Source organism: Paraburkholderia sp. GAS82 (genome assembly GCF_050436285.1).
GTDB classification, from domain to species: Bacteria; Pseudomonadota; Gammaproteobacteria; order Burkholderiales; family Burkholderiaceae; genus Paraburkholderia; species Paraburkholderia phenazinium_B.
In genome coordinates this window covers 48,952-65,469 of sequence record NZ_JBNDLX010000013.1, presented here as the reverse complement: position 1 = coordinate 65,469, position 16,518 = coordinate 48,952, and the positions used below count along the sequence as shown (strand labels likewise).

At 58.0% G+C, this 16,518-nt stretch carries 12 protein-coding genes and 1 pseudogene; 9 read left to right on the top strand and 4 right to left on the bottom strand.

Annotated features, from left to right (window positions below):
* The first annotated feature begins 295 nt into the window (after positions 1-295).
* The 5 genes from P3T17_RS32305 to P3T17_RS32285 all read left to right on the top strand — a co-directional run bounded on the left by P3T17_RS32305 (position 296) and on the right by P3T17_RS32285 (position 4,527).
* Positions 296-949 carry a response regulator transcription factor gene (locus tag P3T17_RS32305; protein WP_074268548.1) on the top strand — a complete coding sequence of 218 codons (654 nt, stop codon included), beginning with the start codon at positions 296-298 and terminating at the stop codon, positions 947-949.
* Positions 950-1,154: 205 nt separating this feature from the next.
* Complete coding sequence (locus P3T17_RS32300; RefSeq protein ID WP_074268549.1) at positions 1,155-1,541, top strand: response regulator transcription factor; 387 nt, start codon at positions 1,155-1,157, stop codon at positions 1,539-1,541.
* 281 nt (positions 1,542-1,822) lie between these two features.
* Complete coding sequence (locus tag P3T17_RS32295) at positions 1,823-1,954, top strand: hypothetical protein (protein ID WP_302050878.1); 132 nt, start codon at positions 1,823-1,825, stop codon at positions 1,952-1,954.
* A 191-nt stretch (positions 1,955-2,145) separates the two neighbouring features.
* Positions 2,146-2,610, top strand: a complete 465-nt coding sequence (locus P3T17_RS32290; RefSeq protein WP_429410815.1) for a hypothetical protein — start codon at positions 2,146-2,148, stop codon at positions 2,608-2,610.
* Between the two features lie 255 nt (positions 2,611-2,865).
* Entirely contained in the window at positions 2,866-4,527 is a 1,662-nt protein-coding gene (locus tag P3T17_RS32285) for an FAD-dependent oxidoreductase (RefSeq protein WP_429410813.1), read from the top strand.
* A 27-nt stretch (positions 4,528-4,554) separates the two neighbouring features.
* On the opposite strand, the pseudogene P3T17_RS32280 reads toward P3T17_RS32285, so the two are convergent.
* The 3 genes and pseudogenes from P3T17_RS32280 to P3T17_RS32270 all read right to left on the bottom strand — a co-directional run.
* Positions 4,555-5,451, bottom strand: a pseudogene (locus tag P3T17_RS32280) (ATP-binding protein); the annotation flags it as partial.
* Between the two features lie 219 nt (positions 5,452-5,670).
* Complete coding sequence (locus P3T17_RS32275; protein WP_074268553.1) at positions 5,671-6,135, bottom strand: RidA family protein; 465 nt, start codon at positions 6,133-6,135, stop codon at positions 5,671-5,673.
* A gap of 43 nt (positions 6,136-6,178) precedes the next feature.
* Entirely contained in the window at positions 6,179-7,225 is a 1,047-nt protein-coding gene (locus P3T17_RS32270; protein WP_074268554.1) for an alpha/beta fold hydrolase, read from the bottom strand.
* 304 nt (positions 7,226-7,529) lie between these two features.
* Here P3T17_RS32270 and P3T17_RS32265 point away from each other — a divergent pair, with 304 nt between their 5' ends.
* The 3 genes from P3T17_RS32265 to P3T17_RS32255 all read left to right on the top strand — a co-directional run bounded on the left by P3T17_RS32265 (position 7,530) and on the right by P3T17_RS32255 (position 9,335).
* Entirely contained in the window at positions 7,530-7,946 is a 417-nt protein-coding gene (locus P3T17_RS32265) for an organic hydroperoxide resistance protein (protein ID WP_429411050.1), read from the top strand.
* A 16-nt stretch (positions 7,947-7,962) separates the two neighbouring features.
* Positions 7,963-8,328: a BON domain-containing protein gene (locus P3T17_RS32260; RefSeq protein ID WP_429410810.1), complete on the top strand. Its 366-nt coding sequence runs from the start codon at positions 7,963-7,965 to the stop codon at positions 8,326-8,328.
* An 80-nt stretch (positions 8,329-8,408) separates the two neighbouring features.
* Positions 8,409-9,335 carry a LysR family transcriptional regulator gene (locus P3T17_RS32255; protein WP_074268557.1) on the top strand — a complete coding sequence of 309 codons (927 nt, stop codon included), beginning with the start codon at positions 8,409-8,411 and terminating at the stop codon, positions 9,333-9,335.
* 32 nt (positions 9,336-9,367) lie between these two features.
* On the opposite strand, the gene P3T17_RS32250 is transcribed toward P3T17_RS32255, so the two are convergent.
* The gene (locus tag P3T17_RS32250; protein WP_429410807.1) at positions 9,368-9,772 is read right to left on the bottom strand and encodes a DUF3331 domain-containing protein; all 405 of its coding nucleotides are present in this window, start codon (positions 9,770-9,772) and stop codon (positions 9,368-9,370) included.
* A 376-nt stretch (positions 9,773-10,148) separates the two neighbouring features.
* Between P3T17_RS32250 and P3T17_RS32245 the strand changes: the two genes are divergently transcribed.
* Complete coding sequence (locus tag P3T17_RS32245; RefSeq protein ID WP_429410805.1) at positions 10,149-16,103, top strand: AAA family ATPase; 5,955 nt, start codon at positions 10,149-10,151, stop codon at positions 16,101-16,103.
* Positions 16,104-16,518 lie beyond the last annotated feature (415 nt).

The following is a 16,518-nucleotide window of genomic DNA, read 5'->3' as shown; positions in this document are numbered from 1 at the left end:
AGCAAGAGCAACTAAGTTCACGGATGGTTGCCTACAAAGCAACGTTTGCAGGCGCTCCCCGCTCCCACTCTCTCGCCGGGTTGCCCTACGGCAACTCATCTTCGCGCCACCATACGAACAGGTAGGCTGCCTACCCAGACGAACTACCTCTCTACCCCTCTTAGATGTTGAGATAAAGGATGGCGGGGGATACTCTTCACAGCGAGGAATTCAGCGGGTAAGAACATCAGGGATATCCCCGACGAAAGCGCGCAATCAGGCGTCTTTACGGCTTCCAATACTCGTTGAGGTCAACATGAAAACAAACAAAATATTGCTATCTGAGGCGGTTGTATATGTTGTCGACGACGATCCTTCGATCTGTAGCGGTCTCTCGAGTCTGCTGCGCTCGGAGGGGGTCCAGGTATTTACATTCGGCTCTCCCGAAGGCTTTCTGAACATTGAGATGGCAGATGTGCCGAGTTGCCTGATCCTGGACATCCGCCTACGGGGTGCCAATGGCTTGACCCTGCAACAGGAGGCGCTTCGCGAAGGCATTCGTCTCCCGATCATTTTTCTGACAGCCCACGGCGACATTCCTATGTCGGTTAAAGCGATGAAGGCCGGTGCATTCGACTTCCTAACCAAGCCATTTCACGATCAGGACATGCTAGATACCGTGTCGGCTGCGCTCACAATGGATCACGAATTGCGAATCCAGGAGCGAATGGTTGCGGACATTCAAGGCAAATATGACGCGCTGACGCCTCGCGAGAAAGAGGTCGTCGTCTTTGTTGCCGAAGGTTTGATGAACAAGCAGATCGCAGGCCGCATGGGGGTGAGCGAAGAAACAGTCAAGATTCACCGCTCCCAAGCCATGAGAAAGATGGAGGCACGGTCGGTGCCCGACCTGGTCAGGAAACTTCAACGCGTTGTCCTGCGCAATCACCGTCCACCGAAGTCGCCATGACACGTCTCTCAAGACTACCGCTGCAGAAGATTCCCGTACGTCTCATGAGCACCGAAAACGAGTTTTCAGCGAGCTCCCGCTCGCGAGCGCACATTGCATAACTAACTCGAACGTATTATTGCTCCAGACTCCAAGCGCACCTACGTTTAGGTCGGGGCCAAAGTAGTCGCCGAAATTCCTCTTCGGCGTGGGTCTTTCCTACACGATGAAACCACATTCGCTTCCCGCTGTTATCGCTGTGGTCGACGACGATGAGTCGGTCCGGCTGGCGACCGCCAGTCTACTGAGATCGTGCGGCTGGACTGTACGCACTTATGCCTGCGGTGCTGACCTGTTGTCAAAGATCGACGAGGACGCCATCGGTCTAGTCATCGCCGACGTTCAGATGCCTGGTATGGACGGATTCGCGCTACTCAAAAAGCTTGTCGAGCGAAGACCTGATGTCCCGGCAATCTTTGTTACCGCCTATGCAACCCCGAACATGGGCGAGCGATCAAGTATGGCCGGTGCGATCGAAATTTTTACGAAACCGCTGGACGACGCCCGGTTCTTGGCTCGCGTTGCGGAGATTGCCGGCACGGCGCCATGCTAGCCACGCCTGGCCGATAGGGACCGGTCACACCAAGGTATGTATTGCTCAGACCAAGATGGCGCTCCAGCATCCGCTCGTAGCATTGTTTATGTCGGCCTTTGGAAGTACCTTCAATACAACGCGATACGCAGCCGTTGTTCCCTCGAAATGCTGAACACGACACAGCACCCACATGACAGCGTACGCACATAGTCTGATAAGACACCTCTCAAAACGACCGATTAGCGATGTGTTCAAACAGACCCGGGCAACGTAGTAACGAATGATTCAGGGTGAAACGTATGTCGACTTCAATCACACTGCTGGCCAACGGCTACCTAGAGATTGTCTGCACGGACCCTTGGCTCGAACCACTACGCCGGCACTACATCATCCGTCGTACCGTGGACTACGGTTCTATCTGCATGCAGTAGTGCCTGCGAGACGCGCGCCCCGAAACAGGGATGCGTGTCGCTAAGTTGACTCACCCGGCATCTTATCGGCGAGGTTCACCATGTTTTGGCGTGACCCCTTTCAGTTACCGCGCGCCGGCCGCGCTGCGAGATCGACCCCTCAGGGAACGGACGCGTACAGCGTTATATCGGGCGAGCCGGAGAGGTCAGCGATGGTCAGCGATGACATTGGCATCACTGACCATCGTTCGGAGCGTTTTCCTCGCATTACGTGGAATCCTCGCCTCGGCATTTACGAAGGTCACGATTCAGCTTTCGCGGTCACATCGGAGTTGGGCACATGGACGCAATCGGTCGTGCTTCTCACGGCGATCTGGTCGCTCTGCGAATTGCCCGTTGAACTGCTGAGCAGCCAGACGGGCCTCGAAAGCGCAGCGTGCATTGCCGCAAAGCTGATCTGGATAGCCTTATCGATTTGGACCTTGCACGGCAGTCGCGCGGCGAGAGCTATCTTTGCCTTTTGCTGCAGCGTCAGCGTACTTTCTATCGCTTCTGGGTTGCTGACAGAGCAGCGGTTCTTTGTCGTGGGATTCTGTCTTTCTGCCGTAGAGTGCGCAGCAAAGGCTGCCGCATTCTTGTTGATCGTATGGCCAACTGCTCGGCGCGTTACCCTCTAGGACCGCTTCACCGTAGCAAAAGCCACATACCACCGCATTGATTTCTGCTCCGCCCGAATGGCGCTCATACGAACATATAACCTGGTTATTCTCGAGTGTGACGATAACAGCCGCTTGTGGGGTTGTGACGAGGCGCGCGCCGCCTTAACCTACGAATCACTATTACAAGCCAGCTTATCTTGCGCGGATCGGTTTGCCCATCTCTGCCTTAAAGTGGTTGGCTTGCTCTCTCCGACTTGTCATCAGGTTATCTAGATGTCGAAAGATCAAGAGTCCGAAGGCCATCAGATGTATCCACGGTTTACCGCTGCGCAATTGGACAAAATTCGCCGCTTCGGAACGACCGAGTATTGGAAAGCAGGCGACGTGATGTTCAGGGCTGGCCAATCCGGATCAGGAATGCGGGTTCTGATCAAGGGCACGGCCAGACTCACAAAGCGCGATGGTCTGGGCCGCTCACAGCTTCTGGTAGAAGTGAGCGAGGGACAATTTCTGGGAGAAACGGTTCAATTGACCGGCACACCTGCTTTAGCTGATGGCCACGCGGTGACCGACATCGAGGCGCTTTTAATTCCGCCCGAGGGCATCCGCGCGTTGCTCGTGGCGGAGGCCCAACTAGGCGAGGAAATTATCCAGTCGTTCATCTTACGCCGTGTCAGACTGATTCAGAATGGCGGTGGTCCAGTATTGATCGTCCCCGCGCAAAATCTGAGGCTCGTCGCACTGCAGGGGCTCTTGCAGCGAATCAATCATCCCCACTCCGTCGTAGATGCAGTAAGTGACCCGAACGCCCGCGCCTTCCTCGAGGCGCTCGATACGCGGAAAGAAGATTTGCCCATCGTTATCCTCTCAGACGGTACCGTGATGCGCAGCCCCAACGAACGCCAGTTAGCGGCGAAACTGGGCCTCGTACCCGAATTCAGCACTGCCCATACCTACGATATCGCTGTCGTGGGGGCCGGTCCAGCGGGACTCGCCACTGCCGTCTATGCTGCGTCCGAAGGGCTTTCGGTGATTGTTTTCGATGAGCACGGCCCCGGAGGTCAGGCCGGGGTAAGTGCGCGGATCGAGAATTACCTTGGTTTTCCCGCCGGCATTACGGGCCATGAATTGGCCGCACGCGCGTTTGTCCAGGCTGTAAAGTTTGGGGCCAAAATTGCGATACCCGTCAGTATCCAGGCTCTGGATTGCAAACGTACACCATTTGAACTCGAACTGACCGACGGTCAGCGCGTCTCGTCACATACCGTTGTGATTGCGACAGGCGCTGCATATCGTCGTCCTGCCATAGCAGGGCTTGATCGGATCAACGGTTGCGGCGTCTATTATTGGGCTTCGTCGATCGAGGCCAAACTTTGCGCGGGGGACGAGGTTGCGCTCGTGGGTGGTGGAAATTCGGCCGGACAAGCGATCGTGTTCCTCTCGTCGTATGCGAGCCGCGTCCATGTTCTGATTCGCGGCAACGACCTTCATAAAAGCATGTCTAGCTACCTTGTCGAACGCGTCACATCGCTTTCCAACGTCGAGGTGCATACGATGACGACCGTCGCCTCCGTTGAGGGCAATGAGGACGGTTTGGCGAGAATCGTATGCCAGACAGCCAGCGGCCGCAAAACATTGGAATTGCGGCATCTGTTCTTGTTTGCCGGAGCAGATCCCAACACCGGTTGGCTGAGTACGTGTCGCGTCGAAGTCGACGAGAAGGGCTTTGTGAAAACCCGCATGGACGCAAGCGTGCATGCGGACGGCCCCCCTTCGACTCTGCAGACGAGAGTACCGGGCGTGTTTGCTATTGGCGACGTGCGTTCATCGTCGGCCAAGCGTGTTGCGGCAGCTGTGGGTGACGGTGCAGCGGTCGTGGCGGAAATCCATTCATATCTGGCAATCCGCAGAGCGTGTTCAAAGGTCGGACATTAGTCGTCGCGTGCAATACCTTCTTTGCGGTCAGACAGCGCCTTTGAGCGCGAGACGCGCTTCAATGCCTCCACCGTCACGATTTCGCAGCACCAGGCTTGCGTTCATGGATTCCGCCAATTGCTTCGCAATAGCTAGCCCCAACCCGGTACCTCCTGTTTGCCGATTGCGCGACGATTCGACGCGATAGAAAGGCTGGAACACCGCGTCCAGTTGATGAGCGGGAATTCCCGGGCCTCGATCAAGCACTGTGATGGAAACTTGCTGTCCCGTCATCGAATCTACCCTAACCTCAGCCGAGCCCGAAAACTTGATTGCATTGTCGACCAGGTTTGCGAGCACCCGGCGCAACGCATGCGGCCGCGCAAGAATCGGCGTTCCGATCCTCCCCACTAGCCGTACCGCTCCACCTGCGTCGATATACTCGCCGACAAGACTTTCCAGAAACGCGTCGGGGTCGATGCGCATCGCCGTCTCCGCGGTTCCGTGTAACGTACGAGCATAAACAACCCCCTCCCGCACCAAAGATTCCATTTGCTTGAGGTCATCCTGCATTTTCTCCCGCTCGGACGTGTTGTCCATCATGTCTGCACGGATGCGCATGCGGGTGATCGGCGTTTGCAGGTCGTGAGAAATGGCAGCCAGAATCTGTATCCGCTCTTTCAAGCAGGCGCCGATGCGCTCCTGCATGGCATTGAAGGCTCGCGCTGCTCCGGCTATTTCAACCGGGCCATCTTCGGGAAGGCGTTGCAAGCTAAGGTCGGGGCCCAGGGTGTTCGCTGCGTTCGCCAGCTCGTTCAGAGGGCGCGTCGCGACCCGGACCGCAATCCAGCAACATCCGGCGAGAAGCGTGAGTTGCGCCAACAGAACAAGAGGCAGCCGGCCAACCAGCGCACTCTCGTGCAGGGCGGGCAAGTCGATCGTCAGCCAGAGCGCCAGGCCTTGCGCCGCTATGACACCTGCGATCATCACCAGGGTCAGGCGCATGAAGAGCGTGCGGGGTAACGTCAAAATTCGGTAGTGCTTCATTCGAAGCGGTCCTCCACGATCACCGCAGGTCCGAAGTTTCCCACACTCGATGTCGACAATGCCAGCCGTCAGAACAGCCGGCTGGCATTGCGCGCTACTCAAAGGAGGCTGGAAATATCACTTCACCTCGACCACCATCTCGATCTCGACACACGCGCCCAATGGTATCTGCGCAACGCCAAATGCCGAACGCGCGTGCTTGCCGGCCTTACCGAATACGTCGGCGATCAGCTCCGATGCGCCGTTCGTTACCAGATGTTGCTCAACGAAGTCGTTGGTGGAATTGACAAGGCTCAGCACCTTCACAATCCGGGTTACCCGATTAAGATCGCCAATGTGGGCGTGCAATGTCGCGAACAGATCGATGGCGGCGGCACGCGCGGCGAGCTGCCCCTCTCCGGTCGTCAGCGCCTCCCCCAGTTTTCCCGCCCACACCTTGCCGTCCTTCCTGGCAAGATGACCGGACAGATAAACCGTATTGCCGCTTTGCGCACTCATTACATACGCGGCGGCGGGTGCACCCGCGACCGGCAATTCGATATTGAGTTCTTTCAGCCTGGCGTAGACGTCGTGGTGGCTCATAAGTTGCTCCGCTGGATATAAACGATTGGGATCAATGGCGGGACTAGCCAGCCACCTCAATAACGGCTTCTGCAAAGGCCTGAGGTGCCTCTTGGGGAAGATTGTGGCCCGCACCCTTGACAAGCTGGTGCGAGTATTTCCCCGAGAACTTCTTCGCATACGATGCCGGATCGGGATGCGGCGCTCCGTTGACATCGCCTTCCATGGTGATCGTCGGTACGCTGATAAGAGGGCCGGCAAATAGCCTCTTTTCCAAATCGTCGTACTTCGCCTCGCCCCGCGCGAGGCTCTGCCGCCAGCGGTAGTTGTGAATCACGATCGCGACATAGTCCGGGTTGTCGAAAGCGCTCGCGGTGCGGTCAAACGTGGCGTCGTCGAAAGCCCATTTCGGCGAAGCGATTTGCCAAATGAGTTTGGCAAAGTCGTCCTTGTATTTTGCGTAGCCCAGTTCCCCGTGCTCAGTAGCGAAGTAGTACTGATACCACCACGCATACTCGGCCTTAGGCGGCAGTGGTTGCGCTGTGACTTCAAGATTGGTGATCAGATAACCACTCACAGAGACCAGCCCTGTGCAGCGCTCCGGCCACAGCGCCGCCAGAATGCAGGCGGTCCGCGCGCCCCAGTCGTACCCTGCGACGGTCGCCTTATCGATCTTGAGCGCATCCATCATCGCGATGATGTCGACGGCAACGGCCGCTTGCTGTCCGTTGCGCATCGTCGCGTCCGACAGGAACCGCGTCGTTCCATGGCCACGTAGATACGGAACGATGACCCGATAACCGGCCGAGGAGAGCATTGGGGCCACGTCGACATAGCTGTGGATATCGTACGGCCAGCCGTGCAGAAGTATCACCACCGGTCCATCGGCAGGGCCGGCCTCGGCATAGCCGACGTTCAGCACACCAGCATTGACCTGCTTCAAGGAGGAGAACGAGGTGTTCGTTCCCGGCTTTATAACAGACAGGTTGGCGAGCTTGCTGGCACCGGATTGTGCATGTGCAGAGCCCATCATGCCAAGCTGGGCGGCAGCCAGCGCCATCGCCGCGGTGCCCAGAAAGCCGCGACGGCTAGGGTCGATCTGATCCGACATTGATATCTCTCCTGTAGAGGTTTGATGGCCAACAGCTAAGCGCTGGCGACGAGATCAGAATACGTGCAGGAGGATGGAATTTAAATGATACATACCGGTGCTGCGGCCACTGCTTATGCGTGAGCGCCTAATACGTGCGTATAAAAACTACCTCAATCTGCATTCTATTTCGCAATGCCAATTATTTCTTATACGCCTGTATACCGACTCAACGCGAAGATATGTTGCAGTTGATGCGATGCTCAGCATATTCTCGTTAGCAAGCTGCGTCGCAGGACACAGCGTCTTCAACATGGAAGCCATCATGACCCAGCTCGAGAAAATCCTGTACACAGGCAAAACCCATACGACCGGTGGTCGAGATGGCGCAGCACGCAGCTCCGACGGCCGACTCGACATTGCGCTCTCGTTGCCCGGAAGTACGCGCAGCGGTACCAATCCAGAGCAACTCTTCGGCGCCGGCTGGTCAGCCTGCTTTATCGGTGCGATGGGACTTGCGGCCGCGAAAATGAAACTCGCGCTGCCTGCCGACGTTGCGGTCGACGCCGAAGTAGATCTGGGCACAACGGACGGCGCATTCTTCCTTCAGGTCCGGATGAATGTCAGCCTTCCCGGCCTGGAGCGCAATATCGCTCAGGTCCTGGTGGACTCAGCACATCAGAACTGCCCGTATTCCAGGGCTACGCGCGGCAATATCAATGTTGCGATCAGGCTGATCTAGCGGATTCTATTTTCTCATGGAGTTTACGATGACAATGATAAAAGAAATTTCAATCGCCTTAGCAGCGGCGGCTGCCCTGGTCGGCACTACGTGTGTGAATGCCCAGACCAGCGCCGGGTCGGCCGACAACGCAATCCAACCATCAAAGAAAGCACTGCGAGCGCGAAACTTCCAGCTTGAAAAGACCGTCCGTCGCGCATTGACGCACACGAAAGATCTCGACTCCGCGGGCATCACCGTTCTTGCGAAAGGGGGCGTGGTGGCGCTCGACGGTACCGTGCCAGACAACGACGAGATCCAGATAGCGAACGACGCTGCGGCCGGCGTGGCCGGTGTAAGCAGTGTCAAAAACAATCTGATCATGCGTGAATCCGGTCACTAGTCCAACAGATACATGCGCTCGCGCCACGCGAGCGTGTCAGGGCTTGAACGCACTTTACCACCGGCAATGAGACACGCGACATGCGAGAGATCAATCAGCAGCGCTTGCGCTACTTTCACGCGGTACTGATACACGGGACAATCCGCGGCGCAGCTGAGAGCCTCAATACTTCTCCTTCGGTGATCACCCGGCAAATCAAGCTACTCGAGGACGAGCTTGGCTCGACACTATTCGTCCGCGAAGCCCGTGGCGTCAAGCCAACCGAAGCGGCCGACCACCTGCTGGAGTTCTGGCGAGGTTACCGGTCATACCAGGAGCAGCTCGAAGACCGGCTCCAGGCTTTAAAGGGACTACAGGAGGGCCGTATTCAACTGGCCCTAAGTGAGGGTTATGTAGACATACTGATTGAAGAGGTACTCGCGCAGTTCTGTGTGCAGTATCCGAAGCTGCGTATCAGCATTGCCATGCTTCCCGTCGATGACGTCGTGGAGGAAGTTGCGGAAGGTCGCGCGCATATAGGACTAGCCTATAACCCACCGCCCCATCCGCGCGTCGAGTGTCGCGCGAGTTCCGCACAACCGGTCGTTTTGCTCGTCCGGAAAACTCATCCACTAGCGCTGCGGGGAACACCCGCCAGTATCGACGACGTACTGGCCTATCCGATTGCGTTGATGCCTGCAACGTACGGGATCGGACAGTTCACAAAGATGCTGGCGTTTACCGAGAACATTGAGATCCAGCCGTCCTTGATTACCAATTCTCTTACCGGTCTGAAACGTTTCGCAGCGTCTGGAAACTTCGTGACGTTCATTGGCGAGTTCGCCGCGTGTAGAGATATCGTATCCGAGAATCTGGCCATCGTACGTATAGATCATCCCGTCTTCCGTGGGATCAAGGCCAAGGTGCTGGTGAAGTCCGGCCGGCCTCTCGTCGCCGCCGCTCAAGAACTGCTTGACTGGATCTTGCGACGAATGGAAATGTTTGCAAGAGAAGCCGACCTCATCTGAAATGCGAACCTCTGAACGGAATTGGTTCGACTTCACCCGGTCTCGTCGAGCACTACGGCCAGAATCATAGCGTGTGCGTTAAGAGGCGAGGCCCGGCCTCGACGCGGCTTGAACACCTCGTCGTTGGGAAAAATCGCCCGGCCACTCATCGCACAAACACCTTTGACGCGAGAACGAGACGCTCGCCAAACCTGATCACCGTAACAACAATGTGTCGAGTCCCGCCAGGCAATCGTCGCGGTTGAAGCGTCGGGACGGTCGAGCAGTTTTACCGACGCCCGATGCGCTCCTCTTGCCACCTTATTGGAGCGATTCTTGCCAGGTTTCGCGGCAAAGGAAGACGGTGAATTGGCGTCGGAGATTGGGGCGCCGGCGATCAGCGACAGTAAGCCGATTGTTTGTTTCCATGCATCGGCCGAGTTCGAACTCAACTGCATCTTCCGACTCCTCATCAAGAGTGGCTTTCTCGATCATCTGTAGCGCGTCGTCGAGGTAATCTCGCTCGATCCCGGCGGGTAAAGGCACGGTGCCACCGTCATCCAAAGTTATCCGAACCAGCGGCGTATAACTAGTTCTACAAACGGTTGAGCCAATAGCGCGACGGTTTGCACAACTCATACGAAAGTTCGAATCGTCAGTAGGATTGTCTGCTGGCTCGAATGGCCTTTCGAGTCCATCGGGGTATTTCGCAAGACAGCACTTCGTCCTACGCGAGCCCGCTTATCGAACGGCGGCCAGGCAATAGCCAACGAACTCAAAAGCGGGCAAAATCGCCGCTGAGCGAGCTATGCCACGGCAAAAACGGTCTTGAATATGGATATCACTGCATGGGAATTCGAGCCGCTACGCGAAGACAGAGATTTTTCGCTCTATCGCGCACGGCAGCCCGGCAGTTCGGTTTCCGTGCTCGCGCTAGTCGCGGCGAACTCGAGCTCGCGGTGTATCGGCCGCCTCGAGCACGAATATGCGCTAGCGGCGCTGCTTGACCCCAGTTGGGCGGCGCAGCCACTGGCGCTCAATCGCCACAAAGCGGCTCCCATGCTCGTCCTAGACGACAGGGGCGGCACGCCTCTGGCGCGCGACCTTGGCCGGCCACTTGAGATGGCGCGGTTTTTACGTCTTGCCACGAACCTTGCGGTCGCAATTGGTCATGCGCATCGGCGCGGCCTGATACACAAAGACATCAAGCCAGCGAATGTTCTCGTAGACGGTAACGATAACGTCCGCCTGACCGGCTTTGGTATCGCGACCCTGCTGCCCAACGAACGCCAGCAGCCCACGCCCCCCGAAGTTGTGGCGGGCACATTCGCCTATATGCCACCCGAGCAGACCGGGCGCATGAACAGATCGATCGACACCCGTAGCGATCTCTATTCACTCGGTGTCACGTTGTACGAGATGCTTACAGGGGCCCTTCCATTCACCGCAACGGACGCGATGGAATGGATACATTGTCACATTGCCCGAAAGCCAGCGCCGCCCAGCGAACGCGTCAGCGCAATTCCGCGGCCCGTCGAGGGCATTGTGCTGAAGCTCCTGGCCAAGACCGCTGAAAGTCGTTACCAGACTGCCGCAGGCGTCGAAGCGGATCTTCGCGCGTGTCTCGCAGCATGGCAGGCCCATCAACGGGTCGCCCCATTCCTGCTCGCGGCGCAAGACGCATCCGACCGACTGATGATCCCGGAAACGCTGTACGGACGCGAGCCCCAGATAGAGGCACTGGTCGCCGCATTTGATCGCGTGGTCGCTAGCGGCACAACCGAAATGGTGCTCATCTCCGGGTATGCCGGTATCGGCAAGTCTTCGGTCGTAAATGAACTGCACAAGGTGCTGGTGCCTCCCCGAGGCCTGTTTGCTGCGGGCAAGTTCGATCAGTACAAGCGCGATATTCCTTACGTAACGCTTGCACAGGCTTTCCAGTCGCTTGTGCACAATCTGCTGAGTAAGAGCGACGCCGAGGTTGCGTCGTGGCGGCGAGCCTTGTTGGACGCGATGGGCCCGAACGGCCAGTTGATGGTGAACCTGATTCCGGAACTGGCGTTAATTATCGGCGAGCAGCCGGCCGTTCCCACGCTACCGCCGCAGGACGCACAGAATCGCTTCCAGATCGTATTCCGCAGATTCATCAGCGTGTTCGCCTGCCCAGACCATCCGCTCGCACTGTTCGTCGACGACCTGCAATGGCTGGACACGGCAACGCTCGATCTCGTCGAACACCTAGTCACGCACCCAGACGTCCGGCATCTTCTTGTAGTCGGCGCGTATCGGGACAATGAGGTCAGTCCATCGCACCCGCTCACACGAACGTTGAAGCTGATTCGCGACGCCGGGGGAAAGGTACAGGAAGCGTCGCTCGAACCGCTCATGCCTGAACATCTCGCACAGTTGGTCGCCGATTCGCTTCACTGCAGCCGTGCGCGCGCCCAACCGCTCGCGCAACTCGTACATGACAAGACCGGCGGCAATCCCTTCTTCTCAATCCAGTTCCTCACGGCACTGGCCGAGGAAGCGCTGCTCGCATTCGACCATCATGCCCTGACGTGGGTCTGGGATCTTCAACGTATCCGAGCGAAAGGATTCACCGAAAACGTCGCTGACCTCATGGCCGCAAAATTGAGCCGGTTAGCCAACACAACGCGGATTGCCCTGGGGCAGCTTGCCTGCCTGGGAAACGTCGCCGAGGTCGCCACACTGAAACTGGTCAGCGGTGAACTCGCGGAGGCAATTCACGGGAAATTATGGGAAGCCGTTCGGGCGGGCCTCGTTTTTCGGATAGAGAATGCCTACGCATTCGTCCACGATCGAATCCAGGAGGCCGCCTATGCCCTCATACCTGAAGGCGAGCGCGCCACCGTGCATCTTCAGATTGGCCGCTTGCTCGCGTCGAGAATGGCGCCTGAAGAAATCGAAGAGACGATCTTCGACATAGTGAACCATCTCAATCGCGGTGCGACGCTTATTACGATGCAAGAGGAGAGAGAGCGGGTCGTCACGCTGAATCTCCGCGCGGGAAAGCGGGCCATGAGTTCGACGGCATACGGCTCCGCGCGTAACTATCTCGCGCAAGCGGCGGGGCTGTTGTCGTCCGATGCCTGGACACGGCACTATGCGGAGACTCTCGATCTCTATCTCGCGTTCTCCGAGTGTGAATATCTGGTAGGCAATTTTGCAGCGGCGGACGCGCTGTTCGACAGGATACTGGGAAGAGCCTACTCCAATCTCGACCGTGCCAAGGTTTACAGCCTACGCATGAAGCTATACCAGGTAGCCGGAAAATATGATGACAGCTTTGCCGTTGCGCTCGATGCGCTTCGCGATTTCGGCGTAACCATTCCTGAAACGGACGAAGCGATTCGCGCGACGGTGGAGGCCGAGTTCCGCGACGTTCCGATCAATCTTGCGGGGCGCGCAGTTGCCGAACTTCTCGATGCACCGGTGGCGCAAGACCCGGCCACGCGGGCAGTTATCGATCTGTTTGTCGAAGCCATGCCCTGCGCCTACATAGGGTGGCCAGCGCTGTTTCCGCTGATCACACTCAAGGCCGTCAACCTCTCGCTGCAAGAGGGCAATACGGACCAGTCGAGCTATGTGTACGGCAACTATGCCGTCATGTTGGTCTCCCTAGTGGGCGACATCACCGGCGGAGTCCAGTTCTCCGAAATGTCCCTGCTACTGAACGAAAAGTTCAACAACTCGCGCTTGCGCGGGAAACTGCTTCACCTGCACGGCGACCATATCAACTTCTGGCGCAGCCACATTGCGACTGGCCTACCGATCCTGGAGCGTGCTATCCACGCCTGCCTCGAAGTCGGTGACCTCGTGTTCACCGGTTATCTGGCATTCGAGACGCTATGGCAGTTGATTGAGAAGGGGGAGATGCTTCAGGATGTACAGGAAATGTCGGCAAAGTACGCCGCGTTCGCGCGGCAAAGTCGGAACCTGGCAGTCTGCGAAACGGTGCGACTCGAGCAGCAATTTGTCGCCAGCCTTCAGGGCCGGGTGACGACCACGCTGACCCTGGACGACGACACGTTCGACGAAGTAGCGTGTTTCGACGTTATCACCAAAGCGGGCTTCGGCTGCGGCATCGTCTTCTATCACATCATGAAGCTGGTGCTCGCCTTCCTTGATGGCCGGTGCGCCGAGGCGCTCGACAGCGCTGTCCGGGCAGAGGCCGTGCTCGGTCCCGCAATGGGTATGCCAATCGAGGCGACGTATTACTTTTTCCATGCGCTTACTTTGGCAGCGCTCTATCCGACCGCTTCCTCGGCACAGCAACAAGACCATGCGCTTGGTCTCCAGATCACAGTCAAGAAGTACGAACGGTGGGCCGAAAGCTGCCCCGAGAACTATCGTAACCGCTACGCGTTAATATGCGCAGAGATCGCACGCATCGAAGGCAGGGACCTCGATGCAATGCACTTTTATGAGGATGCCATACGTTCGTCCCGAGAACATGGCTTCATCCAGAATCAGGGCCTGGCACATGAATTGGCCGCACGCTTCTACTCTGCGCGCGGCTTCGATGCGATCGCTGAAACCTATCTGCGCAGCGCTCAGTCGTGTTATGCCCGCTGGGGCGCGGATGGCAAGGTCCGTCAACTCGAACAGACCAACCCGCAACTGCGCCGGGAATCCTCACGTCCAGACAGCACCGTTGCGACCTCCGCAGAGCAACTGGATCTCACCACTGTCGTCAAGGTATCGCAGGCGATATTCAGTGGTGTAAACCTGAATGAACTGCTACACACCCTAATGGTTCTGGCTCTCGAGCATGCTGGTGCCGACAGGGGGTTGCTAATTCTGCCTTGGGGTGACGGCTGGCGCATCGAGGCCGAAGCGACCACGGTGCGGGAAGCTGTCGAGGTCCGCCTTCCGCGCACTCGTCTGATGCCCGGCGCCCTCCCCGAGTCCGTTTTGCGCTACGTCATCCGGACCCGCGACAGCGTACTGCTCGACGACGCTGCCGACCCAAGCCCGTTCTCCGGCGATGAGTACATTGGGCGTCGCCGTTGTCAGTCGGTTCTGTGCCTGCCTCTCATCAAGCAGACAACACTCATCGGTGTCCTATACCTCGAGAACTGCCTAGCCGCTCAGGTCTTCACGCCAGCCCGAATTGCAGTGCTTAGATTGCTAGCTTCACAGGCGGCAATTTCTCTCGAGAACGCGCGCCTCTACGCCGACCTCCAACACGCGGAGGGGCTTCTGGCGGACGCACAACAGCTCAGCCACACGGGCAGCTTTGACTGGCACGTCGCGAGTGAGGAGATCTCCTGGTCCGAGGAGAGCTTCCGAATCCTCGGATACGATTCGGGCATCCGGCCCACGGTCGAGTTGCTGCTCGCCCGGGTTCATCCGGAGGACACCGCCCTGGTCGAAAAGGCGATCGCTCGGGCCGTGCACGAGAGACAGGGCTTTGATATCGAATACCGGTTGCTAATGCCGGACCTGACGGTCAAACACCTGCACGCCGTGGCGCACGTTGTGCTGGATGAACCGGAAGCGTTGCGAGTGGTGGGTGCGCTAATGGATGTCACCGTACGCAAGCAGGCTCACGCAGCGCTGGAACGCAGTGAGCATCGCTACCGCAGCCTCTTTCGGAACATGCCGGTCGGCCTGTGGCAGACGGAAGCACAGCCTCTGATTTCGATGATGATGGAACTGCGGGCGCAAGGCGTCGAGAACCTGTCGGCCTACATCGATGAACATCCGGAATGGCTCGGCCGCGCGCAGGAATTGCTGATTGTAGAAGAGGTAAACAATTACGCAGTGAAGATGTTCGGCGCGCGCGATCGCGGCGAGTTACTCGGCAATGTGTCATGGGTCTGGCGCGTTAGTCCCGGAACTTTCCGGCGGATTGTAGAGAGCCGATATCGGGGCGAGGAGCACTTCGAGGAGACGACGCGCATGCCAACGCTCGACGGAAGGATCATCGATGTGCAGTTCACTGTTGCGCGCCCCCGCGTGACTAACGATCTGGGCATCGCGTTGATCAGTCTGGTTGACCTGACCGAGCGCCTTCGCGCCCAAGAAATGCTGGAGCGCCTGCAGGCGGATTTTGCGCACGCCGCGCGTATATCCATGCTCGGCGAGCTGACGGCTTCGATTGCTCACGAATTGAAGCAGCCACTTGCCGCCATCGTAACAAATGGCAACGCGGTGCAGCGCTGGCTCGGGCGGCCGGTTCCTGAAATCGCAGAAGCGCGCAACTCCAACTCCAGCATGGTTGCCGACGCGCACCGGGCAGCGGATATTGTGAGCCGTATTCGCGGCATGGCGACCCGGCAAACTCCCGAGCACAGGCTGGTTCGGCTCGACGAAATCATCGAAGGAGTATTGGTGTTCTTGCGTCACGAAGCACAGACGCGCGGCGTCACGGTATCGCATGAGCGAGCTCTCGCAGCGTCACGGGTGCTCGCTGATCGCGTGCAATTGCAGCAGGTGATCGTCAACCTTGCGGTCAATGCCATGCAGGCGATGGACCAGGCGCGCAGCCCCCATCGCAGAATCACGATCCGCACGTTCATGCCGGATTTCACGACGCTGCGTTGCTCCATCGAGGACAGCGGTCCGGGGATTGTCTCAGAGGACCTCAACCGGCTCTTCGAAAGTTTTTTCACGACGAAGCCTGACGGCATGGGCATGGGTCTGCCTATCTGCCGCTCGATCATCGAAGCTCACGGTGGTCGCATCGAAGCGGACAACGATTCGGCGCATGGAGGCGCGCGTTTCTATTTTGAGCTCCCGGCCGCAATTGCAGCGGGTTGATCTAGGCAGCTACACCCCGGTAGCGTTCCTCCATCGTCCGAGACTTTCCCACCCTCGAGAGCTGGAACGGACGCCGATCGGAGGGTCGCCTAAGCTCCCGGTGACGGGTAGTCTGGCAGTATCCGTTCAACGTCGACGGTTCGGCAAGCTCTCGGGAGTAGTCAATTGATCGTGGATCTTGCTACCGCGCACTTTCGGACGAACTACAACGTGCGGTAGCCTTTCGTTGCCGGAGTCCTGGTGGTTGGCGACCGCCTCAGGCGATGGAACCGCGCACATTACTGATGCTCGACCGGTCGTCTATAGAGCGAGGCAGCCGTACCGGCACCTACGACAGACTCACCGACTGACGCCTCCTTGCCCCCGGACGTTCAACTACTCTCCGTCGACCGCCTTCGCAGCTGCGGCATGAATT

What these genes read in the sequence shown, in the direction of transcription:
- P3T17_RS32270 (WP_074268554.1), bottom strand. Translation starts at nt 7,225, where the DNA reads ATGTCGGATCAGATCGACCCTAGCCGTCGCGGCTTTCTGGGCACCGCG.
- P3T17_RS32300 (WP_074268549.1), top strand. Translation starts at nt 1,155, where the DNA reads ATGAAACCACATTCGCTTCCCGCTGTTATCGCTGTGGTCGACGACGAT.
- P3T17_RS32260 (WP_429410810.1), top strand. Translation starts at nt 7,963, where the DNA reads ATGGAGTTTACGATGACAATGATAAAAGAAATTTCAATCGCCTTAGCA.
- P3T17_RS32290 (WP_429410815.1), top strand. Translation starts at nt 2,146, where the DNA reads ATGGTCAGCGATGACATTGGCATCACTGACCATCGTTCGGAGCGTTTT.
- P3T17_RS32275 (WP_074268553.1), bottom strand. Translation starts at nt 6,135, where the DNA reads ATGAGCCACCACGACGTCTACGCCAGGCTGAAAGAACTCAATATCGAA.
- P3T17_RS32255 (WP_074268557.1), top strand. Translation starts at nt 8,409, where the DNA reads ATGCGAGAGATCAATCAGCAGCGCTTGCGCTACTTTCACGCGGTACTG.
- P3T17_RS32265 (WP_429411050.1), top strand. Translation starts at nt 7,530, where the DNA reads ATGACCCAGCTCGAGAAAATCCTGTACACAGGCAAAACCCATACGACC.
- P3T17_RS32245 (WP_429410805.1), top strand. Translation starts at nt 10,149, where the DNA reads ATGGATATCACTGCATGGGAATTCGAGCCGCTACGCGAAGACAGAGAT.
- P3T17_RS32250 (WP_429410807.1), bottom strand. Translation starts at nt 9,772, where the DNA reads ATGCAGTTGAGTTCGAACTCGGCCGATGCATGGAAACAAACAATCGGC.
- P3T17_RS32305 (WP_074268548.1), top strand. Translation starts at nt 296, where the DNA reads ATGAAAACAAACAAAATATTGCTATCTGAGGCGGTTGTATATGTTGTC.
- P3T17_RS32285 (WP_429410813.1), top strand. Translation starts at nt 2,866, where the DNA reads ATGTCGAAAGATCAAGAGTCCGAAGGCCATCAGATGTATCCACGGTTT.
- P3T17_RS32295 (WP_302050878.1), top strand. Translation starts at nt 1,823, where the DNA reads ATGTCGACTTCAATCACACTGCTGGCCAACGGCTACCTAGAGATTGTC.